16 protein-coding genes are annotated in these 26,544 nt (G+C 69.8%); 9 read left to right on the plus strand and 7 right to left on the minus strand.

Annotated features, from left to right (window positions below):
* Window positions 1-33 precede the first annotated feature (33 nt).
* The 3 genes from OHA21_RS03660 to OHA21_RS03670 form a co-directional block, all read right to left on the minus strand.
* Window positions 34-2,127 carry a peptidase M6 immune inhibitor A gene (locus OHA21_RS03660; RefSeq protein ID WP_328470113.1) on the minus strand — a complete coding sequence of 698 codons (2,094 nt, stop codon included), beginning with the start codon at window positions 2,125-2,127 and terminating at the stop codon, window positions 34-36.
* A gap of 77 nt (window positions 2,128-2,204) precedes the next feature.
* Window positions 2,205-2,960: an ABC transporter permease gene (locus OHA21_RS03665; protein ID WP_328470114.1), complete on the minus strand. Its 756-nt coding sequence runs from the start codon at window positions 2,958-2,960 to the stop codon at window positions 2,205-2,207.
* The gene (locus tag OHA21_RS03670) at window positions 2,957-3,868 is read right to left on the minus strand and encodes an ABC transporter ATP-binding protein (RefSeq protein ID WP_328470115.1); all 912 of its coding nucleotides are present in this window, start codon (window positions 3,866-3,868) and stop codon (window positions 2,957-2,959) included. The genes OHA21_RS03665 and OHA21_RS03670 overlap by 4 nt, the downstream gene beginning before the upstream one ends.
* Before the next feature lie 132 nt (window positions 3,869-4,000).
* On the opposite strand from OHA21_RS03670, the gene OHA21_RS03675 reads away from it, so the two are divergent.
* Together OHA21_RS03675 and OHA21_RS03680 are read left to right on the plus strand one after the other, a co-directional pair.
* Window positions 4,001-5,245 (plus strand): sensor histidine kinase, encoded by a 1,245-nt coding sequence (locus OHA21_RS03675; RefSeq protein WP_328478272.1) that lies wholly within the window; start codon window positions 4,001-4,003, stop codon window positions 5,243-5,245.
* A complete protein-coding gene (locus OHA21_RS03680; protein ID WP_328470117.1) occupies window positions 5,242-5,892 on the plus strand; it encodes a response regulator transcription factor in 651 nt (216 codons plus the stop codon). Before OHA21_RS03675 ends, OHA21_RS03680 begins: the two co-directional genes overlap by 4 nt.
* A gap of 316 nt (window positions 5,893-6,208) precedes the next feature.
* Here the strand turns inward: OHA21_RS03680 and OHA21_RS03685 are convergent, their stop codons facing one another.
* Entirely contained in the window at window positions 6,209-6,475 is a 267-nt protein-coding gene (locus OHA21_RS03685; RefSeq protein ID WP_328470119.1) for a hypothetical protein, read from the minus strand.
* A gap of 146 nt (window positions 6,476-6,621) precedes the next feature.
* On the opposite strand from OHA21_RS03685, the gene OHA21_RS03690 reads away from it, so the two are divergent.
* A complete protein-coding gene (locus tag OHA21_RS03690; protein WP_328470121.1) occupies window positions 6,622-9,174 on the plus strand; it encodes an APC family permease in 2,553 nt (850 codons plus the stop codon).
* 421 nt (window positions 9,175-9,595) lie between these two features.
* Here OHA21_RS03690 and OHA21_RS03695 read toward each other — a convergent pair whose 3' ends face one another.
* A complete protein-coding gene (locus OHA21_RS03695; RefSeq protein WP_328470123.1) occupies window positions 9,596-10,762 on the minus strand; it encodes a dipeptidase in 1,167 nt (388 codons plus the stop codon).
* Between the two features lie 185 nt (window positions 10,763-10,947).
* On the opposite strand from OHA21_RS03695, the gene OHA21_RS03700 reads away from it, so the two are divergent.
* Entirely contained in the window at window positions 10,948-12,474 is a 1,527-nt protein-coding gene (locus OHA21_RS03700) for a CBM96 family carbohydrate-binding protein (protein WP_328470125.1), read from the plus strand.
* Between the two features lie 151 nt (window positions 12,475-12,625).
* Here the strand turns inward: OHA21_RS03700 and OHA21_RS03705 are convergent, their stop codons facing one another.
* Together OHA21_RS03705 and OHA21_RS03710 are read right to left on the minus strand one after the other, a co-directional pair.
* The gene (locus OHA21_RS03705) at window positions 12,626-15,304 is read right to left on the minus strand and encodes a DUF7824 domain-containing protein (protein ID WP_328470127.1); all 2,679 of its coding nucleotides are present in this window, start codon (window positions 15,302-15,304) and stop codon (window positions 12,626-12,628) included.
* Window positions 15,301-16,629: an SWIM zinc finger family protein gene (locus OHA21_RS03710; RefSeq protein ID WP_328470129.1), complete on the minus strand. Its 1,329-nt coding sequence runs from the start codon at window positions 16,627-16,629 to the stop codon at window positions 15,301-15,303. The genes OHA21_RS03705 and OHA21_RS03710 overlap by 4 nt, the downstream gene beginning before the upstream one ends.
* Window positions 16,630-16,788: 159 nt before the next feature.
* Here OHA21_RS03710 and pgi point away from each other — a divergent pair, with 159 nt between their 5' ends.
* The 5 genes from pgi to OHA21_RS03735 all read left to right on the plus strand — a co-directional run bounded on the left by pgi (window position 16,789) and on the right by OHA21_RS03735 (window position 26,541).
* Window positions 16,789-18,417: a glucose-6-phosphate isomerase gene (gene pgi / locus OHA21_RS03715; protein ID WP_328470131.1), complete on the plus strand. Its 1,629-nt coding sequence runs from the start codon at window positions 16,789-16,791 to the stop codon at window positions 18,415-18,417.
* A gap of 33 nt (window positions 18,418-18,450) precedes the next feature.
* Window positions 18,451-19,524, plus strand: coding sequence for a winged helix DNA-binding domain-containing protein (locus tag OHA21_RS03720; protein ID WP_328470133.1), 1,074 nt, complete (start codon window positions 18,451-18,453; stop codon window positions 19,522-19,524).
* A 286-nt stretch (window positions 19,525-19,810) separates the two neighbouring features.
* On the plus strand, window positions 19,811-21,121 hold the full coding sequence (locus tag OHA21_RS03725) for a carbohydrate-binding protein (RefSeq protein WP_328470135.1): 1,311 nt from the start codon (window positions 19,811-19,813) through the stop codon (window positions 21,119-21,121).
* 81 nt (window positions 21,122-21,202) lie between these two features.
* Window positions 21,203-22,231 (plus strand): alpha/beta hydrolase, encoded by a 1,029-nt coding sequence (locus OHA21_RS03730; protein ID WP_328470137.1) that lies wholly within the window; start codon window positions 21,203-21,205, stop codon window positions 22,229-22,231.
* Window positions 22,232-22,296: 65 nt separating this feature from the next.
* Window positions 22,297-26,541: an FtsK/SpoIIIE domain-containing protein gene (locus OHA21_RS03735; protein ID WP_328470139.1), complete on the plus strand. Its 4,245-nt coding sequence runs from the start codon at window positions 22,297-22,299 to the stop codon at window positions 26,539-26,541.
* The last annotated feature ends 3 nt before the right edge of the window (window positions 26,542-26,544 follow it).

Consider the following 26,544-nt stretch of genomic DNA (forward strand, 5'->3'; position numbering starts at 1 on the left):
GCAGTGGCGGGCAGGTGGTTCGGCAGAGCTTTCCTAGGGAGTGTCCTCCGCCGGGTAAGACGTGCCGTTCACCGTCAGGGTGTATGGGGCGTATTGCGTCACCTGACCGGTGGGTTCGTCGTAGGCGACGACTGCCACCACCTTCGGATAACTGGCGAGCTTGGCGAAATCGTGCACGGGCACCGCCTTGGCTCGCGAGCTGCCCAGTCCGACCAGAGTGACGTGCCACTTGTGCACGGGCGTCGGGCGCACCTGGGTGGGCGACTTCCACCCGTCGAGCGTCGCGCTGTCCACCGCGGTGGCACCGACCCGGAGGTCCGTGACATGCCAGCCACCGAGGCTCACGGCGGCGTCGCTGACGTAGCGGAAACCGAGATGCACGCGCTTCCCGGCGTACGCGGAGAGGTCATAGCTCAATGTGACGTCCGCCGCCTGGCCGGTGAGCGCCGCACCCAGCGGCCCTTTCACTGTGTGGTCGCCGGCGACCGGCTCGTAGGTCTTCCCGCCGTCGGCGGAGATCGTCACGTATCCGTAGTCGAAGTCCTTCTCCAGCCCGTGCGTCGAAGTGAAGCGCAGCACCGGATCCTTGGCCGGCACGTCGATCGCCCGCACCGCGGTCGTGTCGGTGTCCGGTTCGTTGCCGGAGAAGAGCATCCCGCTGTCGATCGTCCAGAGCAGGGGCTGGGGCGGGAGCGTGGCCGCGCCACGGAACTGAACGGACTCGAGGTCCCGTGGCAGGCGGACGTAATCGGCGCCGTTCGGGGCAGCACCGGGTGCGCCGTAAGCGGATTTGCCGGCCAAGTTGACCGTGGAGCGCAGGCTTGGCGCGGTGACACGCTCTCGGGGCAGTCCCTTCATCACGCCGCCCGGCTGGCCCACTGCCTTGTCCACCAGCGTCATGATCTGGAAATCGTGCAGCACGTCATGCAGATCGGTGCCCTTGGGCAGGGCCGCGGCAACCCCGGCCAGGCCGGTGTTCGCGGTGTCGCGGTGCAGGGCCGAGATGACCTCCGCGCCGAAGCGGTCATGGAGGTAGAGCATCAGCTGGTAGGTGATGCCGTAGTCGGCAAGGATCTCGTTGGGGCCGCCCTCCTTCCACAGGTTGAGCGAGTTCGCCGGGGCATCGCAGTCACGCGGATTCGGGTTGTAGGTGGTCTTGACCGAGCCGAAGCCTTGGTAGCAGGCGAGGTGGGCGTCGAAGCCACGCCGGTAGACGTTGATGCTGGGGTTCACGTATCCGACCAGCGTCTGGGCGTATTCGGCGAGACCTTCGTCGACCCAGACCTCCTCAGCCGGGTCGGTGTAGTACCCGAGCAGGTGCTGCCATTCATGGGCGAATGTCGACTCGTACAGGCGGGGACGGGCGGGGCGGCTGGTGCACCGGTCGTCGGTCGGTTCGTTCTTCGGCTCAGCGCCGGTCTGATGCGCCCAGTCGTAGGCGTCGATCGTGATCACGTTGCGGTCGAACAGCTCGTTGAGTTGTTCGGAGAAGAACCCGGCGACGTAGGTGGGACGTTCCGGGAAGTTGGAGTAGTTCTCGTCGCGGATGTTGTCGACCAGCGTCACGGTCCGGTCGCCCGCACCGGTGAAGTCACCCTCCAGCCCGGCATTTGCCCCGGTCCGGTCCGGCGGGGTGCTGAACGCCGCGGTTTCCTTGGGGTAGATGTTCTCGTCGAATTCTCGGACAAGGCCGTCGACTTGGGCGTCGGTGATCACGGTGGCGTTGCCGCGGCAGTCACCCTTTGGAAAGGCGAGGTCGTCGGCGACCCACACCTCGATGTGCTTGCCGACCGACCGCAGCTTGTAATCCTTGCGGTACACGTCGTTGTCGATCACGTTCAACCCGGCCCAGCTGCGCACCGTTCCGAGTGGTGGAGTCTCGGCCGAGGCCCGCCGTGCGGCCGGCCGCGGCTCGTAACTGGCCGGCGGCAGCGGCTCCCCGTTGAGGGTGAGCCGGTCCGGGATCAGGCCAGGTACGCCGTCGGCCGGGACGGCGGGCGAGTCGCTCGGACTGGGAGTGGGCGAAGGCGGTGGCGTGGGTGGCGCCGCACCCGCGGAGAGCGGGCCAACCAATAGCGGGACAGTAACGGTAATAGCCGCGAAGCTCGCAAAAAGGGTGCGCGTCACGTCTCGCGACGCTACCTGCGATCGCGAGGCCGTGACGCCAACACCGGTTGTTGCGGATCAGGAAACCACCCAGTGGATCACGAAACCTCTCGCCTGAGGACCCGGATGAAGCCGAGCACGAGCGGAAGAACGACCCAGACCGCGACGGAGACTCCCAGCCGGGCGTACTCGCCGCCGGTCGCGTCCGCCTCCGACAGCGCTTGTGAGGTGACGTTCAGATCGAGCCACTTGGCGACGTCGGCCAGCTTGGTGACGATCCCGCCGACGATCGACCAGACGGTGGGGAGCGCGAAGTAGATCACGATCGCCAACGGGGTGTTGAGAAGCAGAGCGCCGAAGCCGATTCCCATCAGCACGAAGATCATCTGAAGGAGCAGGCTTTGCCAGATCAGCGACGAGTCCAGCGTCCACGAGGCATCGCCGCCCAGCGATCCAGCGATCAGATTGGCCACAGCGGCCAGCAGCCCGGCCGCCACGGTCGCCGCGATCGCGATCAGGACACCGGCGACGATCTTCGCCGTCATCACCCGGCCGCGCGCCGGCACCAGGGTGAAGGTGGTCAGCGCGGTGCGCTGCGACCATTCGCTGGTCACCGACAGGATGCCGAGTACCGGCAGCAGCACCGCCGAAGGCAGCATGCCGAACGTGAAGAACTCGGAGAAGGTCTGCTCGGCGTCCTCCGCCCAGCCGAGCAGGATCGCGGAGGTGCCCGCGGTGGCCAGGCCGATGATCAACAGCAGCCAGAACCCGGCCCGGGTGTCGGCGAGCTTGCGAAGTTCGACCTGGGTCAGCCGGCTGAGCGGCACATTGCGGTTCTCGGTCAGGACGCTCATCGGTTGATCTCCTCGAGCTTGGAGTTGCCGTTGCCGTTCCCGGTCAGTCGCAGGAACATCTCCTCCAGTCCACCGGCACCGGCCGGGCGCAGTTCGAGCAGCACCACCCCGGCCGCCGCGGCGGCCTTCCCGATGGTCTGCGCATCAGCGGGCACCAGGACGCTGCCGTCCGCCGACCGCGTTCCGGTGATGCCCATGCTCTGCAGCAGGGTGTCCAGCTCGCCGGCATCGGCAGCCCGAACGAGGGTTCCGGCTTCGCCGAGCAGCTGGTCCTTGCCACCCTGGACGAGAATGCGGCCGTTGCCGATCACGACCAGACGGTCGGCGACCGCCTCGACCTCGCGAAGCAGATGCGAGGAGAGCAACACGGTGCCGCCACGGTCGGCGAAGTCGCGCAGCAGGCCGCGCATCCAGAAGATGCCTTCGGGATCCAGGCCGTTGGCCGGTTCATCGAGGATGAGCACGGCCGGGTCGCCGAGCATCGCGTATGCGAGGCCCAGCCGCTGCCGCATGCCGAGCGAGTACGCCCGTAGCCGGCGTCGCGCCGCGGAGGCGTCCAGGCCGACCTTGGTCAGGCGTTCCGGGATCCGGGCGGTGTCCAGCCCCATCGTGATGGCGGCCAGAGACAGGATCTCCCGGCCGGTGCGCCCCGAGTGCTGCGCGGACGCATCGAGTAGCACACCTACCTTCCGGCCCGGGTTCCCGAGCCGGCGGTACGGAATGCCGCCCACCGTGGCGCCGCCGGAGGTGGGCGGGGTGAGACCGCAGATCATCCGCATCGTGGTCGACTTGCCGGCGCCGTTGGGTCCGAGGAAGCCGGTCACGGTGCCCGGCTCGCAGGTGAATGACACGTCGTCGACGGCTAGCTGGCTGCCGTACCGCTTGGTGAGATGTTCGACCTCAATCATGCGAGTCAGCCTGCGGCCTCCCAGGGTGGCCGCGCGTCGGCCGCAGGTCGATGCTCGCGAACCTTCGTCGGTATCCGGGTTACAACTTTGGTCGGTATCGGCGGCATGCGGCCGGCCCGTATCGTCGGACATATGGGGGCGTCAATGACGGAATACCGCTGGTTGTGGCCGTCCGCGCTGGCCACGGACCCGGCGGGCCCGCTGCCGGCACGCCGTTCCATGCGTGACTGGGTGGTCGACACCCTCTGCTTCCTGCTCGGGTTCGGATTCACCGTCGGCATCACGGTCGACCTGCTCCGGCCGGTCTCGGTCGTGTTCGTGCAGTGGGCCCACACACCCGAGTGGCTGGTGCTGCTCGACGGTGGGCTCAGCGCGATTGCTGGTTTCGGGCTCTGGTGGCGCCGCCGGTTCCTGACCCCGCTGATCTGCTACCTGGTGTTGCTCTCGTTCTTCTCCCTGGCCAGCGCCGTGACCCTACTGATCGTCCTCTTCACGGTTGCTGTCCATCGCCGTTTCACCTGGCTGATCGTTCTGGTCCCGGCGCTCCTGGCGACCAATGTGATCTTTTCCTTGATCAGGCAGGGGATCGGCCCAAGGTTCTACGAGGCGTTCTGGTGGGGCGTGGCAACGATCCTGATCGTGACGTTGTGCGGCATGCTCGTTCGAGCCCGCCGCCAGCTCATCCTCTCCTGGCGGGAGCGGGCTGAACGGGCCGAGGCCGAGCAGCAACTTCGAGTGGCGCAGGCCCGTGTTCTGGAGCGCACCCGTATCGCGCGAGAGATGCACGACGTCCTCGCCCACCGGATCTCGCTGCTCAGCCTGCATGCGGGGGCGCTGGAGTTCCGGCCGGACGCGCCGGCCGAGGAGATCGCCGGGGCCGCAGCTGTCGTGCGGGAAAGCGCTCATCAGGCCCTTCAGGATCTCCGGGTGGTGATCGGCGTGCTGCGGGACGGCCAGTCCGAGGAGAACCGGCCGCCGGAACGGCCACAACCCACGCTGAGCGCGCTACCCGCGCTTGCTGAGGAGTCACGGTCCGCAGGAATCCGGGTACGGCTGGACATGGCGGCCGAACCTGATGAGGTGCCGGCGACGACCGGGCGTGCCGCGTACCGGATCGTTCAGGAAGGTTTGACCAACGCGCGCAAGCATGCCCCCGCGGCTGCGGTGAGTGTCGCCGTCGGCGGTGCTCCAGGTGAAGGGCTGAGCATAGAGATCAGGAATCCGCTTGCGGTCACAGTCCCTGCGGTGCCGATACCAGGTACGGGAATGGGCCTGGTGGGACTCGCCGAACGGGCCACTCTCGCGGGCGGCAGGCTGACTCATGGCCTCGAGGGCGATGAGTTCGTCGTCGCAGCGTGGCTGCCGTGGGCGGCATGACTCCGGTCCGCGTGCTCATCGTCGACGATGATCCTCTGGTGCGGGCGGGCCTCTCCATGATCCTTTCCGGCGGTGACGAGGTCAGCGTGGTGGGGCAGGCGGCCGACGGCGGTGAGGTGCCGGCCGCGGTAGCCGAGCACCGGCCGGACGTGGTGCTGATGGACATCCGCATGCCCGGGGTGGACGGATTGGCGGCCACCGAGGCGCTGCGCAAGCGGCCAGGCGCTCCCGAGGTTCTGGTGCTGACGACGTTCGATGCTGATGAGTACGTGTTGCGGGCGTTGCGGGCCGGGGCCGGTGGCTTCCTGCTCAAGGACACCCCACCTGGGCAGATCAAGCAGGCGGTGCTGCGGGTGGCCCGCGGTGAGGCGACGCTCTCGCCCAGCGTGACCCGGCAGCTCATCGCCCACGTCGCAGCCGGCCCGCCGGATCGCAGTCAGGCTGCTGAGGAGTTGGCACGCTTGAGCGCGCGGGAACGTGAGGTGGCACTCGCGGTGGCGCAGGGCAAGTCGAATGCGGAGATCTCGGCCGACTTGTTCATGTCGGTCGCGACAGTGAAAGCGCACGTGTCGAGGGTGCTGACGAAGTTGGGCCTCAACAACCGCGTGCAAGTGGCGCTTCTGGTGCACGACGCCGGCCTGGCCTGAGCGGGCACCGCCCTGGGAGCCGTTCGCGGGTGTCGGGCGCGGCCGGCGGTGCTGGGGGTGGTGCGGAATGGCTTCCGGGGACGCTGCTGGTGCCGGGATAGGCACGCGGTGAGGTCGTCGGCGGTGTGGGTGGCGATGCGCGGCCGGGCGGCGGGTGTGGGTGGCGATGCGCGGCCGGGCGGCGGGTGTGGGGTGGCGATGCGCGGCCGGGCGGCGGGTGTGGGGTGGCGATGCGCGGCCGGGCGGCGGGTGTGGGGCGGTGTAACGGGGCCGGTTTTGGCTGAGTGGTGGGGAGAGGCTGGCCCGGCGGGGCCGACTACTCGAACAGGGAGTGGCTGCGGCCGCCGTCGGCGCGGGCTCGGGCGCGGCGGCGTAGCTGGACGACCACTATGTCGATTGCGGCTACCACTGCCCAGCCGACCAGTAGCCAGCCGGGGACGGTCCAGCCGGCTCGGAACAGGAACACGGCCAGCACGCTGCATATGAGCAGTCCGAACACGGCTAGGGCCAGCCGCAGGTTCAGCGGGGAGTAAGGCCTCTCCAAGGTGCCGCGGCGTCCGCGTGGTTGCGGTCCGATGGGCATGGGCGGAGCGTACCCGGCGTCTCCGAGGAGGAAACGCCAGCATTCAAGATCGAGAACTTTCTATGTCGCTCGTCCGTTGTGGAGGACATGATGGAGGGCGGCCACCGGAGTCGATAGGAGGCGCCATGCCCCAGCCGGGTACCACGGTGACCGAGCGCCGGCTCGGCACGTGGCCGATCTTCGTCATCGCGGTCTCCGCCATGACACCGCTGACCGTTGTGGCCGGAGCACTGCCGCTCGGCTACGGACAGGTTGAGGAGAAAGGTATTCCGGTCGCGTACATGCTGGTCGCGGCCGTGCTCGGCGTATTCGCGGTGGGACTTGCCGCGATGGCGCGGCATGTTCCGAATCGGGGCGCTTTCTACGCGTACGCGGCTGCTGGCCTTTCTCGGCCGGCTGGTGTCGGCACCGCCTTTGTGGCGTTGCTTGCCTACAACGCCATGCAGATCGGCCTCTATGGCGCGTTCGGTGTGGCCGCGCACAATGCCATGGCCATCTTTGGTGTGGAGATCTCCTGGATCGTCTGGGCATTGCTCGGCTGGGCGTTGATCGCTGTGCTCGGCCGATTGAACATTGACCTGAACGCCCGCATCCTGACTGTCCTGGTCTGCGCCGAAGTGCTGATCGTGCTGGTTCTCGACGCCGCGATGCTGGGCAACCCGGCGGGCGGGACTGTCACCTTCGACACGCTGAACCCGGCGTTGATCGCCAGTGCTGGTGGCGTCGCTCTGCTGGTGGCTGCCGTCGCGGGAATGGTCGGCTTTGAAGCGCCGCTGGTGTATGCGGCCGAGGCCCGTGATCCGCGCCGTACCGTTGCCCGCGCGATTGGTCTGACTCTGCTGGTGGCCGCAGTTCTCTACGGTGGGACTGCCTGGGTCATGTCGGTCGCGGCCGGTCCCGACCAGATCATCGTGGTCGCCGCTGATCACCTCGACGACCTGTTCTTCTTCCTGCCGGAGCCATATCTGCCGGCGGTCGTGATCGACCTCGCCCGGGTGTTCTTCGCGACCAGCCTGTTTGCCGCGATGCTCGCGTTTCATCACACCGTCGCTCGGTACGCGCTGACTGTGGCACGAGAGGGTGTGCTTCCGGGTCCGCTGGCCCGTACTCGGAAGGATGTGCCGGTCGCTGCTTCGCTTGCGCAGTCGGGGCTCGCTCTCGGCGTACTGTTGATCTTTGCTTTGGCGGGTTGGAATCCCACCACGGATCTGTTCTTCTTCGGCACGGTTTCGGGTGGGCTCGGTGTCCTGGTCCTGATGGTCATCGCGGCTATTGCGGTGGTTCGGTACTTCCGGGCTGATGGTCATGGGGAGACTCGCTGGCGGCGGTCTATTGCGCCGTGGACGGCGCTGGTTTTCCTGGTGTTGATTCTGCTGTTGACGGTGGCGTCGTTCGGCATTCTGCTCGACTCCGACAATTTGCTTAAGGTGTGGTCGCCGCCGTTGGCGTTCCTGCTGCTTTTTCTGGTGGGGGTGCGCTGGGGCAGGCAGTTGCGGCGGGAACGGCCTGAGGTGTACGCGGTGATCGGTTCGGGTCTGCCGCCGTCGGCGCCTGAGTCGGCGTCTTCCTCCGGGGCAGGAGGGGAGGGTTCGGGGGAGTCGCCTTCGCAGCGGGGGGCGGCCGAGGCGTCGGCCGAAGCCGCGGAAGCCGGGCCGGGCGAGGGCGTCGGCGAATCGAAAGCGGTCATGGGTGCTGCCCCGGCTGCTGCCGGGCCGGCTCGCGAGGAGGAGGGCGGTGCTTCGAAGGTGGCTGCCCAGCCGGCCGGAAGCGAGAGGGTCGGCGTTTCGCGGGCTGATGCAGGGGATGACCCGGGTGTCCAGCCAGCGGGAGGTGGGGAGACGGGCGCTTCGGAGGCCGCCCGGTCGGCCGATAGTGCGGAGGAGGGTGAGGGCGGCTCTGGTGGGTTGAAGTCTGGGAAGACTGCCTCGACTTCAGCTTCGCCGCCGCAGGTGACGAGCCCGCGCAAGCGGGCTGCTGCCAGCCGGCGTGCCGCGAAGCCGGCTGACGGCACGCCAGCCACCGCTGTACCGGGGGAGGCGGTGGAGTCGGCTCCTACAAACGGGGCCTCCGGCGCGCCGGCGCCGGTCCGGCGGCCGCGAACGCCACGCGCACGGCGTTCACCCGGCTCGGGTTCGAGCGCGCAGGCGCCCCGGACGGGCGCGGGCGGCTCGGCTACCGGTGCTGGTACGGGCGCCTCGGCTGCCGGTGCTGGTACGGGCGGCTCGGCTACCGGTGCTGGTATGGGCGAAGCGGCAACCGGCGCGGACGTGGGGGATGAGGCTGGTGCGGGCGGGCCGGTTTCCCGGACGGGTGCCGGAAACTCGGCCACCGGGGCGGGGGCGAGTGCGCTCGAGCCCAAAACTGGTTTCGGCGGGTCGCCGGGCGACACTGCGTCGGCGTCTTCCGGCCGGCCAACCACGGCGGGGGAGTCGGCTAGCTCGGCGGGAAGCGCGGCGGGTTCGCAACCTTCCGTGCCCGAGGACACATCACCCTCTGTGCAGATCTCTGGGACTGCTCCTATTGCGGCGGCCTCGGGTCCGGTGCAGCGGGACCAGAGTGCGGAGCCGTCGTCCGTCGCGGAGCTGCCGGAGGATGCTCAAGCGACCCCCGCTCAAGGGCAAGATCCGGCGAAGCTGCCGCGGCGTCGTGCGCCGCGCGCACGTAAACCGGATCCCGGAGGCACCGAGGGACTCAGCTGAGCTGCCAAAACACGGGTTACCCGCGCCCCGCGTAGGTGGCTGCTCGCTCTCGGTAGAGCGATCCCTTCAGTTGGGACGCTTGCCGAGAGGCGGCCGCTTGCCCTAGGCGTGCGCCTCGAACCGCATGCGCGCCGTTCGTCGATGTCTGGCACCCTGGCAGGCTCTCGCATGCTGGGAATCCGTATGGTTCTCACGACAAGCGGCCACACCGCTTGTGTACCGGCAGCAGTCGCGAAGCCCACCAGGCATCACGGTGCGTGCCGGCCGATCCGCCGGTAGGCCCGGCGTCCGAACCCACCAGCTGGGTCGCCGGCGGATCCGCAAAACGCGGGCCGTAAGCCGCGCCGGCCGTGAATCGCGCGGGCTGTAAGCCGTGCCGCCCGTGAATCGCGGGTCGTAGAAGCGTCGGCAGCACAGGCGGTTAGCGGCGTGGGTGCTGAGGATCCGTCGCGTGTTCGTCGGCCTGGCGCAAGGCGCGCAGGACGTTGCCGTTGGCCAGTTTGGCCAGGTCGGGCTCGGACCAGCCGCGGCCGCGCAACTCGTCCAGCAGGCGCGGATAGCCGGAGACGTCGTCCAGGCCGGCAGCAACCTCGGGTGTGCCGTCGTAATCGCCGCCGATGCCGATGTGATCCACGCCGGCCACCTCGCGGGCGTGTTCGACATGCGCCGCCACCTGGGCGATGGTGGCGGACGGCTTCGGATTGGCGGCCAGCCAGGCGCGGAAGGCGGGTTCGGCCGCCGGGTCGACAGGCAGATTGACGGGAACCGGCGACTCCGCGCCGGGCTGTGACGTGGCCGGCCACTCGTTGGGCACGGGTGGGAGGCCGAGCCGTTCCCACTCCGCGTCGGCGGCCAGTTTCCATTCGAACGTCTCGGCGGCGACGAAGTACGACACGAAGGTCAGCTGGATGACGCCGCCGTTGCTCGGCAGGCGGGTGAGTACGTCGTCCGGGACGTTGCGGGGATGATCGGTGACGGCCCGGGCACCCGAGTGCGAGAAGATCACCGGAGCGGTGGCGATGTCCAGGGCGGCGTGCATGGTTGTCGCGGCCACGTGGGAGAGGTCGACGAGAACGCCGATGCGCTGCATCTCGCGTACGATCGCTTGCCCTTCGGCTGTCAAGCCGCCTGCTGCCGGAACGTCCGTGGCCGAATCTGCCCATGCGGTGTTGTGGTTGTGGGTGAGCGTCACGTAGCGCACGCCGAGCCGGGCTAGGCTGCGCAGCACGCCGAGCGAGCCGGCCAGGCTGTGGCCGCCCTCCACGCCGATCAGTGAGGCGATCCGGCCGGTGGCCATGATCCGTTGCACGTCGTCCGCGGTGTAGGCGATCTCCAGGTCGTCGGGGTAGGCGGCGACCATCCGGTGCACGATGTCGATCTGTTCCAGGGTGTGCGCGAGCGCGACCGGCTCGGGCAGATCGGACGGGACGTAGACGGACCAGAACTGGCCGCCGACGCCGCCGGCGCGTAACCGTGGCAGGTCGGTGTGCAGGGGTGGGCGTTCCCGCTCCAGCTCGGCGACGCTCGACGCGTGCCATTCGCGCAGGCGCATCGGGAGGTCGTTGTGGCCGTCGATGATCAGCAGCATGCTCTCTGGCTACCGGTCCGCGTGCCGCGGTGCAAGCAGAACCGGAGAACACCGCAACCGGGCGGCACCTGCACGGGCACTTGGCATGCACCCGCCGCCCTGGAATCTCTTTCACATGCCCGGCCGACATGGGCCGGACAAACCGGGGGAGATTTACATTGCGACGCGCCAAGCTGCCGAAGTCCTTGACAGCTCTGACCGCCGTACTCGCCGGAACCAGCGCTGTGCTGGTGCCGGGTGCCGCTCACGCGGCCGACGCCGAGCTGGCCGTGCAGGCCGCTGACGACAGCTACACCTCGAGCACCCGTAAGACCGCCGCGTTCGGCTCGGACGAGAAGCTCGTCGCCGGCAAGTCGGGCAACGACAGCAAGACCGCGTTCCTGAAGTTCACGGTTCCGGCCGGCACCGACGTCAAGAAGGCGCGGCTGTTCCTCAGCCCGTCGGGCAAGCCGTCCGGCAAGCTGACCGTGTCGCGGGTCGTGGACAACTCGTGGACCGAGGGCAAGCTGACCTCCGGTAACGCGCCGAAGCTGGGCCTCGCGGTCGCTTCGGTGACCCCGGCGTCCACCGACACCCGCATCGGGTTCGACCTGAGCGCCGAGATCACCGGTGCCGGCACCTACTCGTTCGCGGTGACCTCCACCGGCCTCGTCCGGTTCCAGTCGGCCGAGAACAAGGCCAAGGGCGGCCCCGAGCTGCTCATCACGACCGACGGCAAGGCCCCGGCCGCCCCGGTCGTCAAGCCGGGCACCCCGGTCGTCTCCGGCGACTACAAGAACTGCGTCACCGACGCCAAGCTCGTGCCGTCCTGCGGCGTGCTCTGGGGCGGCGCGGCCGGTGGTTTCACCAGCAAGCCGCGTGACCTCGAGCACCGCAACTGGGAGAAGCTGAGCGGCCGCACCGCGACGATCTTCCACACGTACCACAAGGGTGACGAGGCGTTCCCGACCAAGGCCGAGATCGCCATGACCAACGACGCCGCCAAGCCGCGCGTGCTCCTGCTCAACTGGAAGGTCGCGTACGGCTCCACCTGGGCCAAGGTCGCCAAGGGCGAGCAGAACAAGCGGATCGACGCGTTCGCCGCCCGGGTCAAGGCGTACGGCAAGAAGACCTTCCTCGTGCTCAACCACGAGCCGGAGAACGACGTCGTCGCCAAGGCCGGCTCCGGCTGGGAGGCGAAGGACTTCGCCGCCATGTACCGCCACACCATCCAGCGTCTGCGTGCGCAGGGCGTGACCAACGTCGTCAACGTCATGGCGTACATGGGCAACGAGAAGTGGATGGCGCAGACCTGGTGGAAGGACCTGTACCCGGGCAACGACATCGTCGACTGGATCGGCCTGGACTCGTACGTCTCGGTGGAGAAGGGCTACTACCACTACGGCAACTTCGCTGACCTGCTGGACCGTGCGCCCAAGGGCGGTGGCCTCGGCTTCTACGAGTGGGCGACCACCAAGCACGCCGGCAAGCCGATCATGATCGCCGAGTGGGGTGGCTACCACCGCATCGGCAAGACCACCGACAAGTCCGCGGTCTACAACAGCGTTCTGCCCGAGCTCGTGAAGCGTCCCGCGATCAAGGCGATCGTGCACTTCGACACGAAGGCCGACGACGAGGGCAACCGCGACATCAGCATCGACAGCACCCCGGCCGGCCTGGCCTCCTTCAAGAAGCTGGCCGCCAACCCGATCTTCAACGTGAAGCTCGGCTGACTTACCTCCCCCCTCAAGGAAAGCGCCGTCCGGTCCCCCGCCGGGCGGCGCTTTCCCGTTCCGTCGCAAGGTGTCACGGCCGGGGTCAGGGACCGCGCGGCCTTGGTCGGCAGGTCCGCCCCTTTGGGCCGGCAGTGAAACTCTCGGCCGGTCAGGTGGTCAGGACGCTCTGCAAGCGTCTGGCCTCCTTGAACAGGCGGGACGAGCCGCTGCGGCCGGCGACCGCTGCCAGCTCGGGGATGTCGGCGCTGGCCCGGACCGCCCGGGCCACCTGGGTGGCCAGCTCGAGCAGGTCGGGCAGGCCGCGTGGTGGCTTCGGGAGCAGCAAGGGAAGGGCGTGCTGCAGGACGTCCCAGACGGCGGCGGTGGCACCGGCGCGGTGGGCGTCGGTCAGCGCCGGCACGACTCGGGTGAGTTTAATCTGGCTGTCCGGGCCGCAGAGCCGGCCCAGCTCGGCGCCGAGCGCGGCGGCGAAAGAGCGGCAGCCGGTAGCAGAGGGTTCGCGGCCGGCGAATGGCGAGTCTCCAGCGGCCAGGGTCAGGAACGCATCAACCCCGGCCACCCGGTCGGACTCATGGCGTGCGGCCAGCACATATGCCAGCGCCAAGATCATTGCCGGGCCGACCGGACCGGTGCACTCGGCCAGCAGAGGCAGGAGCTTTCCGCCGCCGCGCACATCCTGGTCGGCCAGCGCAGCCAGACCGGGAAGAGCCCAAGCCGCAACCGCCTCGCGGTGATGCGGCAGAACAGCCGTGACGATGTCGCTCTCCGCCGGATCCTCGGTCGCCAGATAGCGAGGAAGAGCCGGACGCTCCAGCGTGAGCAACTGCTTCTCCAGGCTGAGCCCGCCCGTGCGGGCCGGCCGCAGATCCACGAGCACCCGGTCGGGCCGGACCCGGCCGGTCCGTGGCGATTTCGCCCCGACCCACTGCTCCACCCGGGTGCTGACCGGATCGGGCAGTCCACCGTCGGCCAGCCAGACCGCGAACTGTCGGCCGGCCGGCGACGTGAGCCGGCGGGCACGCTCGACCAGGGCGGGATCGGGGACGGCCGGGCGAGGCAGGCGCAGCAGGGCCTGCTCGAGATCGAGGCGCCAGGGCTGTAAGCCGTCCGCCTCGAACCGGGTGAGGCGCTCGAACAGCACCTCGGCGTCGAGGCTGCCGTTGACGTGTGTAGGCGTGGCGAGGAGCAGCGGCACCGGGCAGCGAGTCAACTCGACCGAGATCTCGGCGACGCGGGCCGACAACACGCCTTCCGGATTCCGTTCGAAGGGCGAGTCGGCACCACCGCGCCGGCCGGTGTTCAGCGCGCGGATCATCCGGTTCCACAGACCGCCGCCGCGCCGTCGCCCGGACAGCACGCGGATCGCCTCGCCGAGATACGCGAGGCGCTGCTGGCTGGGCGCCCAGATCTGCTCCGAGAAGTGGTGCGGGTAGCGATCGAGCAGGGGAGCGAGCGCGGTGCCGACCTCGGCAGGGGGCAGCCTCAGCAGGGCCTCCAACACCCGTTCCCAGCCCAGCGCGGTCTCACCGGTCACCAGGAGCAGCACCTCCTCGGCCAGCTCGGCGGCGCTCCCGATCGGCGGCGGCACCTCGGTCACGGGCTGGACCGGCGGCAGACCGGGAAGCACCACCGGCTCGTCCGCCGCAACGGCCACACCCAGCACCTCCGCGCTGCGGACCGGCAGGTCACCGGCGAGCGACCCGGCGGCGTCAGCCAGCCGGGCCAGGGTGTCCCGGTCGAGGCGCCCGGTGTGCCGGCCGATCAGGGCGAGAGCCCGTTCCTGCATGTCAAGAGCGGGATGGCTGAAGGCCGCAGCGACCGTTTCGAGGATCTCGCCGGCCCGCTCCGGCTCCCGGCGAACCGCCCGCTCCAGCGCCGACAGCTGGACCTTGACCAGGGTCTTCTCAGCCCGCAGCAGGGTGGGCAGGCTGACCGCCAGCAGGGTGTCCAGGTCCAGCCGGCCGGCCTCCTCGACCGCACGCAGCGCGCGTTGCGCCATGCCGGCGATGGTGGACGGCGCGTCGGGCACCAGCCGGGCGTAGTCGAGGGTGTGCGAGGCGAGCTCGTCGACGGTCGGGTCGAGCGCCTCGTGCAGCATCGCGAACGGTCGCAACGCGCTGGCCCGGTCACCGCGGACCAGCCGGTCGACGGTGGAGTTCAGGATGACCTTGCGGTCCAGCCTGCCCTCGGCCACCAGCGCCGCGACGGCGGCGGGGAACTGGGGCACGGCGTCCCACTGCCCGGTGGCCGTCTCGGCGCCGAGCCCGTCGATCTCGAAGACGGCGGGAAGCAACCGGTCGAGGAACGGATCCTCGCGCAGCCGCCGGTGCAACGGGGACTGCAACCAGGAGCGCAGCAGATCATCCAGCCAGCCGCGCACGAAACCTTCGGTGACCGGTGGCTCGGCGCCGCCCGCCCGCAGCAGGGCGGCGGTGAACTGCCAGTCCTCGGACCAGACGTCACGGGCCGGCAGCCGCTCAGCGAGCCGGACGCCGAGCTCACCGATCCACGGCAGCTCGCGGACCCGGGCGATCACCAGGAACCGCTCCGGAGCGGTCCGACTCCACGAGCGCATGCTGCGACGGCCGAGCAGCGCGGCGGCGCGGGCCGCGGTCGGCATGCAGCCGATCACGGCGAGGGCCCAGCCGGCGGACGGCTGATGATCCGACCGCCACAAGAGATCGGGGTCCAGACTTCTGATGCCCGCTTCCACCTGCTTGGCGGCCGCCAGCCGCTCGGGTTCGGTGGCCGACACCAGTCGCGCGGAGATGCGGTCGAGTTGGCCGGCTTGCGCAAGCTGATCGAGCTCCTCCCAGGTGAGGCTCATGCCGCCGACTCCACCGCGAACTCGGTGCGGACCATCCGGAAGGCGAGGGCATGCTTGCACGGGCCCCGCTCGCCGCGGTGTTTCGCCCACCACGGGCAGGTGCACGAATACGCCCCGGCGGCGTGCCGCACCTGGTAGGAGATGTCCCCGCTGCGCACCATCGCCAGGTCGCCGGTGTAAGCGACGGCACCCGTCTCGGCCAAAGCCCGCGCAGCCGCCAGGCGGGGGTTCATCCGCTCCACGGCCGCCGCCGAGTACGGCAGCGTGCGATGGAAGTAGCCCGCCTCGGCCACGTCGTAGCCCACCCGCCCGGCCACCCCGAGCTGGGCGAGCGCGTCCCGGACCCGGCGCGCCTCGATGCCGGCGGCCAGGGCGAGAGCGTCCACGTCGATCGCCGGGTCCCAGGAGAGCAGGGCGCTGATCAGGTCGGCGTCGTCGGAGGTCTCGTCGGCGGCGAGTGACTCCAGCACCGCGCCCTCGCCGGAGAACCCCCGGTAGGGCTCCGGCGACAGGGTCAGCGACAACCGCAGCGTGGGCATGCTGAGCTCCCAGGTGCTGGCGACCGGACCGCTGCCCGCCGCGACGGATGGACCGTACACGCGCAGCGCTGACGCGTACCGAAGGAAGGGTTTCAAAGCGGCCAGGCGGCCGGCGCCCGGCAGGCAGACCGCGCCCGGCGCAGGCCGGGACGTGAGGCGCAATGAGCGCCCGGCTGGAACGGCCCAGAGGATCGAGCGGTCGCTGGCCGGAAGCCGGTTGAGCAGCACCCGAGCCTCGGCGGCGCCGATCTCGGCGCGTGGGTCGAACCGGGCGGTCAGCACCTGCGCCTCGGCGAAACCGCGCAGCCAGCGGGACGGGAGCGGCACCTTCCGCTCGACCAGTGGACCGTCGAACGTGGTGACGGTGAGATCGTCGGGACCGACCGCGACGTGCAGCGGGTCAGCACGCCCGACCCGGGTCAGAGCCCGCTGCAAAGGCACATTGACGTCCACGTTGGTGGTCCCGTGCGCCACGATCTCCCCGTCCAGCCCTGCAGGAAGCACGTCCATCCGCGCGTACACCCCGCAGCAGCCGGAGAAGGACTCGAACCGCAACCGGTCGGACCCGGCCGTGACCACCGGATCGAGGCTGGCCGGGCTGACCGGCCGGAAATATCTGGTCCGCGCGACCTCGGCGACCGCGAGCAGGCCGGTCGCCGCGGCGCCGGGATCGGTGAGGAAGCCGGTGAAGAACCGGGGGTGCGCCGCCGGACCGCCGGAAGTCTGCAGGGTGAGGCTCTCGTCCAGGGTGGACGAGCCGAGATACGAGTACGCCGCGGAAACCATGCCGGAGAACTTAGAACGTAGGTACGACAATTTCCGGCAGGAGTGAAACCAGCAGTCTCGGGGGACACGAGTGCCGTACGGGGTAGCAAGCGGGGCAGATCGTCCGCCGACTAACCTCGCGGGTACGGCGGTTCATGCCAGGATTTCGGAGTGGGAGAGATGAGCGAACACGTTTCCGACAGTGCCGAATGGCAGACCCTCCAGGGACTCGCGGAGAAGTTCTCGGCGGTGCACCTGCGCGACCTGTTCGGCAGTGATCCGCAGCGCGGCGAGCGCTACGCCGCCGAGGTCGCCGACCTGTATGTGGACTACAGCAAGAACCTGGTCACCGACGAGGTGTTCACCGCCCTGTTCGCGCTCGCGCAGCGCGCGAAGCTGAGCGAGAAGATCACCGCGATGTTCTCGGGCGAGCACATCAACGTGACCGAGGACCGGGCCGTCCTGCACACCGCCCTGCGCCTGCCGTCCTCGAGCAAGCTGGTCGTCGACGGCCAGGACGTCGTCGCCGACGTGCACGAGGTGCTGGGCCGGATGGGCGCCTTCGCCGAGAAGGTCCGCTCCGGCGCGTGGACCGGGCACACCGGTCAGCGCATCAAGACCGTCGTCAACATCGGGATCGGTGGTTCCGACCTGGGCCCCGTGATGGCGTACGAGGCTCTCAAGGACTTCTCGCAGCGCGACATCGAGTGCCGGTTCGTCTCCAACATCGACCCCACCGATCTGTACGAGAAGACCCAGGACCTCGACCCGGCGAGCACGCTGTTCATCGTGGTGTCGAAGACCTTCACCACGCAGGAGACGCTGACCAACGCGCGCGAGGCCCGGAGCTGGCTCCTCGGCAAACTCGGCGATGATGCCGCCGTCGCCAAGCACTTCGTCGCGGTCAGCACGAACGCCGCGAAGGTCGCTGACTTCGGCATCGACACCGAGAACATGTTCGGCTTCTGGGACTGGGTCGGCGGCCGGTACTCGCTCCCGAGCGCGGTCGGCCTCTCCGTGATGATCGCGATCGGCAAGGAGCGCTTCACCGAGATGCTCGCCGGCTACCACGCCGTCGACGAGCACTTCCGCAGCACGCGGATCGAGCGGAACGTACCGGCGCTGCTCGGCCTGCTCAACGTCTGGTACGACACCTTCCTCGGCGCCCAGTCGCACGCGGTCCTGCCCTACGCGCAGTACCTGCACCGCTTCGCCGCCTACCTCCAGCAGCTGACGATGGAGAGCAACGGCAAGTCGGTGCGCCTGTCCGGCGACCCGGTCACCTTCCAGACCGGCGAGGTGTTCTGGGGCGAGCCCGGCACCAACGGCCAGCACGCCTTCTACCAGCTCATTCACCAGGGCACGAAGCTGATCCCGGCGGACTTCATCGGCTTCAGCGTGCCCAACCACGACATCGGCGAGATGCACGACCTGTTCATGTCGAACTTCCTGGCTCAGACCGGCGCGCTCGCTTTCGGTCGCACGCTGGAGCAGGTCCAGGCCGAGGGCACCGACCCCAAGGTCGCGCCGCACCGGGTCATGCAGGGCAATCACCCGACCACGACCATCCTCGCGGAGAAGCTCACGCCGGGCACTTTCGGTCAGCTGGTGGCGCTCTACGAGCACATCACCTTCACCCAGGGCGTGATCTGGGAGATCAACTCCTTCGATCAGTGGGGTGTGGAGCTGGGCAAGGTGATGGCCAACCAGCTCGCGCCCAAGCTGACCTCGGCCTCGGCGCCGGCCGACGACGCCGATTCGTCCACGAACGTGCTCATCAAGCGCTACCGGGCGGCGCGCGGACGCTGATTTCTGTCGTACCTCAGGCCTAGGCTCGGTGCCGTGGACACGAACACGGCACTGAGCCTTCGCATGACCAGCCTGTTGCTGGGCCCGCGGTCGATCGACGACGTGCCCGGCATCGTGGAGTGGTTCGGCGCCATGCAGGCGCAGGATCTGAACAGTGTGCTCTGGTCACTCGGCGCCCGCCTGCCAGGCAGGTCTCTGCCCGAGATCGTCGCGGCCACCGAGGAGCGCCAGGTGGTGCGCACCTGGCCGATGCGCGGCACCGTCCATCTCATCGCGTCCGCCGACGCGCACTGGATGCTCGATCTCACCGGCGTGCGCCAGCTGACCGCGGTCGAGAAACGCTGGGACTATCTGGGGCTCAATGAGAAGATCGCCAACCAGGCGATGGAGCTTCTCGCCGCCGCCCTGGCGGCCGGCGGCGGCCGACTTCCGCGATCGAGCTGCCTGGCCGCGCTCGCCGAGGGCGGCCTCGACGTGACCGGTCAGCGCGGTTACCACCTTCTTTGGTACGCGTCACAGCGCTCGCTGACCGCGATAGCGCCGAATGCCGGTTCGGAGCAGACGTTCGTCCTGCTCGACGAGTGGGTTCCCGCGCGGAATGAGCCGTCCCGCGAGGAAGGCCTGGCGATCTTCGCCAAGCGCTATTTCCGGTCACACGGCCCGGCCACGGTGAAGGACTTCGCCGGCTGGACCAGTCTGCCCATGACCGATTCCCGCGCCGGCATCGCGGCGGCGGGCTTGGTGTCCGTCGACGTCGACGGCGTGGAGATGTGGGCCGATCCGGAGGTGCTCGACGCCGGCCCGGTGACCGGCTGGTGGGCGCTGCCCGGCTTCGATGAGTATCTGCTGGGCTACAAGGACCGCTCGATGATGGCCACCAAGGAGCAGCTGGCGAAGATCGTCCCGGGCAACAACGGCGTCTTCCAGTCCACCCTGGTCCGTGACGGCCTCGTGGTGGCGACGTGGAAACGCACCCTGGGCAAGAAGGCGGTGACGGTCACCGTCCAGCCGGTGGCCGACTTCGACCTCGACGATGCCCGACCAGCCCTCGAACGCTTCGCGTCCTACGTCGGCCTCCCACTGACGGTCAAGCCGGCGGCAGGCTGAGCTTCCCACTTCGGGGTACGCGCGAGGCCGTCCCGCCGAATCGTGCCCGTTCCCGCCGCCCCGGCGCGGCCACCTCGCTGGGCGCGGTACCGACGCGACTTCCGGGCTCAAGCATTCGGTAACGCTGAGTGCAGCGCTCAGCCTCAGTCTTGCGGGTCGGCGGACGCTGAGCGCTGTTCCGGACTCGGCCGATGCGCCGGGAGCCGTAATAGTTAAGAAGCCTTGATATTTACGGATGTGAACGCCACTATGTCAGGCACACGTCCGCACGGGTCAGGGAGCGGCTATGGGAATTCGGCGCGGGTTGATGGCAGTGGTCGCCGGGATGGTGGTGGCCACCGGGGCCGTGATGGCGTTCTCGCCGACCGGGGCCGCGGCTGTCGCCTGCTCCTCGACGGTGTGGGCGGAGGGGCCCACCTACACCGCCGGGCAGCAGGTCACCTACCAGTCCAAGCTGTATCAGGCCCTGGTCACGCACACCGCTTACGCCGGGACCGGCTGGAACCCGGCCGCCACGCCGACGCTCTGGCGTGACCTGGGCGCCTGCACTGGAGGCTCTTCGCCGTCACCGTCAGTTCCGGCGTCGCCGTCGAGTTCGCCGTCCACCTCGCCGTCGGTCTCGCCGTCGCCGTCCACCAGCCAGCCTGCCTGCGCGATCAAGGGGCGGCCGGCCGGCAAGGTGCTGCAGGGCTACTGGGAGAACTGGGACGGCGCCTCCAACGGCGTGCACCCCGGCATGGGCTGGATCCCGATCAACGACAGCCGGATCACCCAGCACGGCTACAACGTGCTCATGGCGGCCTTCCCGGTGATCCGCTCGGACGGCACCGTGCTCTGGGAGAACGGCATGGACGCCGGCGTCAAGGTGCCGACCGCCGCCGAGATCTGTGCGGCCAAGGCTCGGGGCGCGACCATCCTGATGTCCATCGGCGGTGCCACGGCCGGCATCGATCTGAGCTCGAGCGCGGTCGCCGACCGGTTCGTGGCGACGATCGTGCCGATCCTCAAGGCCTACAACTTCGACGGCATCGACATCGACATCGAGACCGGCCTCACCGGCAGCGGCAACATCAATACGCTGTCCACCTCGCAGGCCAACCTGATCCGGATCATCGACGGGGTGCTCGCCGCGATGCCGTCGAACTTCGGGCTCACCATGGCGCCGGAGACGGCGTACGTGACCGGTGGCAGCGTCGTCTACGGCTCGATCTGGGGCTCCTACCTGCCGATCATCAAGAAGTACCTCGACAACGGCCGGCTCTGGTGGCTGAACATGCAGTACTACAACGGCAGCATGTACGGGTGCGCCGGCGACTCGTACTCGGCCGGCACGGTTCAGGGCTTCACGGTCCAGACGCAGTGCCTCGCCAACGGTCTGACCATCCAGGGCACGACGATCCGGATTCCGTACGACAAGCAGGTGCCCGGTCTGCCCGCCCAGCCCGGCGCCGGTGGTGGCTACATGACGCCCGCCCTGGTCAGCCAGGCCTGGAACAGCGTTCCCGGCATCAAGGGCCTGATGACCTGGTCGATCAACTGGGACGGCTCACGGAACTGGACCTTCGGCGACAACGTCAAGGCCCTGCAGGGTCGCTGACACCCGGAGCAGCTCATCGGTCCGGACCGTCCCCGGGCCGGTGGGCTGCGGGCGCCGGGAAAAGATAGTTGACTCGACTCCATGTCGATATGGATCAGTGAACTCGCCGGGACTCTGCACCACGAGAGCATCGAGTCGGCGCTGCTGCGGGACAACCCGCTCGGGGACCCGCATGTGCGGCCGCTCTGGGTCTACACGCCGCCGGGGTACGAGCAGGGCGACACCCGCTACCCGAGCATCTATGTGATCCAGGGGTACTCGGGCCAGGTCACCATGTGGGCCAACAAGCAGGCGTTCCGGGATTCGTTCATCGAGAACACCGACCGGCTGTTCGCCGAGGGCCGGGCGCCGGGCTGCATCCTGGTCTTCGTGGACGCCTGGACCGCTTACGGCGGGTCGCAGTTCGTCGACTCGCCGGGCACCGGGAAGTACCACTCGTACCTCTGTGACGAAGTCGTGCCCTGGGTGGACGCGCATTTCCGGACGATCGTGGACCGGGAGTCGCGGGCCATCTCCGGGAAGTCGTCCGGCGGGTTCGGCGCGATGATCAGCCCGATGCTGCGGCCGGATCTGTTCGGCGCGCTGGCCACGCACGCCGGGGACGCGCTCTACGAGTACTGCTATCTCAACGAGTTCGCCAAGGCCACCCGGGCGCTGCGCGCCTACGACCACGACATTCAGGCCTGGTGGAAGGACTTCAACTCGCGGGTCGCGTTCACCAAGGAGGAGGACATGCCGCTCACGCTGCTGCTGGGCTGCACGGCCGCCTTCTCGGCCGACGCCGACGGCACGCCGCGGCTGCCCTTCGATCCACGGTCCGGGCAGCTCATCCCGGAGATCTGGGAGCGGTGGCTGGCCTGGGATCCGATCCGGATGATTGATCGGTACGCCGACGAGCTCCGTTCCCTGCGCGCGGTCTGGATCGACGCCGGAACCAGCGACGAGTGGTTCCTCGACCTGGGTGCGGAAGCGTTCAAGGAAGGTCTGCGCCGCGTCGGCCTGCCGGACGAGAAGGTCGCGTTCGAGCTGTTCCCGGGCAAGCACGGCGGCATCGATTACCGCTATCCGCTCGCCGTGGCCTGGCTCGCCGAACGACTGCGACGGGACTGAGATCAACATCGATATCGCCTGATGTCTGCGGCTAGCCTGGGCCGGGACGGCGAGGCGAGGTGGGCGTGCACATCACTTACGCGGCGGGGTCGGGGACCGCGACGGGCTGGGACGTCGCGGTGCGCCCGCGCAGCCGGGACGCCACGCTTGCGGACCTTTTCCGGGCGCTCGGCGTGGCCGACCCGGGCACGGCGACGATCGATGGCCGGCCCGTTGCGACGACCGTTCCGATCGGGGACTCCGGACTGCATGAAGGGGCCCTGCTCACCGCGGGCGCAGCGGCGATGCCCGGGCCGTGGAGCCGGCCGCGCTTCGAGGCGGTGACGGTCGGCGGGCTGCGGGCCGGGCAGGTCTTCCCGTTGCCGCCGGGGCAGTGGGTGGTCGGGCGCAGCCCGCAGGCCGGGTTGCGGCTCGACCACGACACCGTCTCGCGGGAGCACTGCCTGTTCACGGTCACCCCGGAGGGGGTCACCGTGAACGATCTGGGCGCTGCGAACGGCGTACAGATCAACGGGGTGAACCTGACCGAACCTGCGGAGATCGACCCGCGGGACGTGCTGGGGATCGGCGCGATCGCGCTGGTGGTGCGTCGCGTCAGCGACGCGGACCGCCCGGCTGGCCTGGACCTGCTGCGGCATCTGGGCCGCGGCGGCACGGTGGCCTTCAATAGGCCGCCACGGTCCGCGCCACCGGCCGGCCCACCCGGGACCACCGCGCCGGCGGAACCGAAGGAGCCGGCGAAACCGCACTTCAGCGTTGCTTCCACGCTGGGTCCGCTGGTCCTCGCCGGGCTCATGGTGGCGATCACCCGGGATCTGCGGTTCGGGCTGTTCGCGCTGCTCTCGCCGCTGATCGGGGTGGGCACCTACCTGGAGTCGCGGCGGCGCGGGCGCAAGGAGGCCGCCGCTGATCAGCAACGGTACGAGCGGGAGCTCACCGAACTGGACGAACGGCTCGCCGCGTCCGGGCAAGTGGAGCGTGCCCGGCTGCGGCACATCCTCGCCGACCCGGCCGAGGCCCTGCGCCGCGCCGAGCTGCCGAGCACCCGGCTGTGGGAGCGGCGTACGCATCACGACGACTTCCTGTTGCTGCACGCGGGCCTCGCCGACCGCCCCTGGAACCCGCCCGTCGAGCCCGCGGCCGGACGGCTGCCGGAGGCCGTGACCGAGCGGATCGAGGCGGCCCGGCTGCCGGCCGCCCCGGTCGAGGTGAATCTGGCCGGCGGGGGAGTGACCGGCATCGTCGGTGACCGGGCCGCCGCGCTGGCCGTGGCCCGCAGCCTGCTCTGCCAGGCGGCCGTGCATCACGGGCCGGCCGACCTGTCGATCGGCGTGTTCGCCGACGACGGCCGGGAACCGGAGTGGGACTGGTGCAAGTGGCTGCCGCACACCCGGCTCGGCGACGACAGCGGCCGGTGGCTGTCGCACCGCCGTGCCGAGAGCGACGGGATGTTGCGGCAGCTCGCGGCCGGTGCGGCCGCCGGTACCGCGCTGATCGTGCTCGATTCGGACGTGCTCACCGAGGGTGTCCACTCGCCGGCCCGGGATCTGCTGAACGCGGCGAGGATGCCGAGGCGAGTGCCGGGCGAGAGGCCGGTTCCGGTGGCCGCGATTGTGCTCGCCGCGACCGCCGACCGGCTGCCCGCAGCCTGCGACACGGTGATCGAGATCCTCGACGAGGACGGCGACGCGACCGTGCGACGGCCCGCCGAGGGCACTGAAGTGACCGGGGTGCTGCTCGCCGGGCTGGCGGTCGCGGACGCCCGGGCCTGCGCCCGGAACCTGTCCCGCTTCGACGATCCCGAACTGCGGCGGAGCGGGGCGGGGCTGCCGGACGGCGTACGGTTGCTCCCGATGCTCGGCCTGACCAGCATCGAGGCGGAAGCGATCCGGGATCGCTGGCGCCGGGCCGACCCGGTGGCGCTGGCCGCGCCGCTCGGCGTGACCGACCGTGGCGTGTTCACGCTCGACCTGATCCGGGACGGGCCGCACGGGCTGATCGGCGGCACCACCGGCTCCGGCAAGAGCGAACTGCTGCGCAGCCTGGTCGCCGCCCTCGCCGCGAACGCTGACCCGACCCGCCTCACGTTCGTGCTGATGGACTACAAGGGCGGCGCGGCGTTCGACGAGTGCGCGCGGCTGCCGCACACCGTCGGGCTCGTCACCGATCTCGACGAACAGCTCGGCGAGCGCGCCTTGCGCGCTTTGGAGGCGGAGCTGCGGCATCGCGAGCGCCGGCTGCGCGAGGTCCGGGCCGACAACCTGATCGAGTACGTGCGAAGCGGCGCTGCCGCACAAGTTCCGCTGCCGCGACTGGTGGTGGTGATCGACGAGTTCGCCACGATGGCCAAGGAACTGCCGGACTTCCTGACCGCGCTGGTCGGGATCGCGCAGCGGGGCCGCACCCTCGGCGTGCACCTGATCCTGGCCACGCAGCGGCCGTCCGGCGCGGTGAACGACAACATCCGGACGAACACGAACCTGCGGGTGGCGCTGCGGGTGCAGGACGCCGCCGACTCGGTGGACGTGATCGGGGTCCGGGAGGCGGCCGAGCTGAGCCGGCTGCTGCCGGGGCGGGCCTATGTGCGGCTCGGACCGGGTGAGGTGGTGCCGATCCAGACGGCGCTGGTCACGACGGTTTCGGGTGGCGGGGATGACGCGCCGGTGTCGGTGATGCCATTCGTCTTCGGCCCGGGCCGTGACGGCGGCTCCCAGGCCGCCCCCGGCGCGGTCGCGGGCCCGAACCAAGGGGACGGCCGGGATTCGGCGTTTCACGGCGTCGCGCGTACCGGAAATGGGTTGGAAAGAACTGACCTGGCGCGGCTGGTGGATGCCATCGCGGCAGCTGCGGCAGGCTTGCCGGCGCCGCGTCGTCCCTGGCCTGAGCCGCTGGGCGGCGATGTGGATCTGGCGGCGCTGCGACCCGACGCGGAGCGGGCTGTGGTCGCGCTCGCTGATGATCCGGATCGGCAGGAGCAGTATCCGGTCGGCTGGGATCCGGGCGAGGGGAACCTGCTGCTCTTCGGGATCACCGGCAGCGGCACCACCACAGCCCTGCAGTCGATCGCGCTGAGCCTGGCCGTCGCTCGTGCGCCGGATCAGCTCGAGCTGTACGCGATCGACTACGGCACCGGTGACCTCGGCGTTCTCGAGGCGCTGCCGCACACCGGCGCGGTGCTCGCCGCGGACGACCGGGAGCGGCAGGTGCGGCTGGTCCGGCACCTGCGCGCCGAGCTGGACCGTCGCCGCGCCGGACCGGCCGGGCGCCCGATCCTCGTGCTGATCGACAACCTGGCCGCGATGCGCGCCGAGTTCGACGACGTCGAAGGGCTTGCCGTGCTGGACACGCTGACCCGGCTGTACGCGGACGGCACCGCGGCCGGGATCTGGTTCGCCGTGACCGCTGACCGGTTCAGCACAGTGCTGCCGGCCTGGACGTCGGTGACCACGCAGCGGTGGCTGTTCCGGTTGCCCGACCCCTACGACTATGTGCAGGCCGGGCTGACCCGCAAGGACGTGCCCGCGAAACGCGCCGGGCGCATGGTCACTCTGCCGGCGGGGTTGCAGGCGCAGGTGGGGCGGCCCACGCCGACACCGGCGGCGATGGCTGCCGCGGTCGCGGCGAAGTACCCGGACGGGCCCCGGCCGGCGGCCCGGATCGGCGTGCTTCCCTCGGCGGTGGCCGTTACTGATCTGCCCGCGCCGTCGCTGGCCGGCGAGCCGTGGCGGCTGCCGGTCGGGATCCGCGAGTCGGACCTGGAGGCCGCGCCGCTGGTGCTCTACGAGGGCGATCATGCGCTGATCGCCGGGCCGGCCCGCTGCGGCAAGAGCACGGTGCTGGCGACGCTGGCCGCGGTGCTGCGGGGCAGCGCCTACGTGGCGGCGACCGGCGGGCGGCGGTCACCGCTGCGCGAATGCGCCGACCTGGACCGGTTCGCGGCGGCTGGCGGTGCGGCGTCGGGGCTGCTCGCGGAGCTGCGGACGATGGACGGTCCGGTGGTCCTGCTGATCGACGACGCGGAGACCATGGACGACGCGGACGGGGCGATCGCCGGCCTGCTGGCAGCGAACCGCCCCGACCTGCACGTGATCATCGCGGCGCGGGCGGATGCGTTGCGGGCGCTGTACGGCCATTGGACGCAGACGGTCCGCCGGTCGAAGGCGGGCCTGCTGCTGCGGCCGAACATCGATCTGGACGGTGATCTGCTGGGGGTGACGCTGCCGCGGCGGGCGCCGGTGCGGTTGGGGGTGGGGCGCGGCTACCTCATCCACAACGGCGAGTGGGACATCGTCCAGGCCGCCGCCGGGTAGGAG

This window comes from Actinoplanes sp. NBC_00393 (assembly GCF_036053395.1).
Classification (GTDB): domain Bacteria; phylum Actinomycetota; class Actinomycetes; order Mycobacteriales; family Micromonosporaceae; genus Actinoplanes.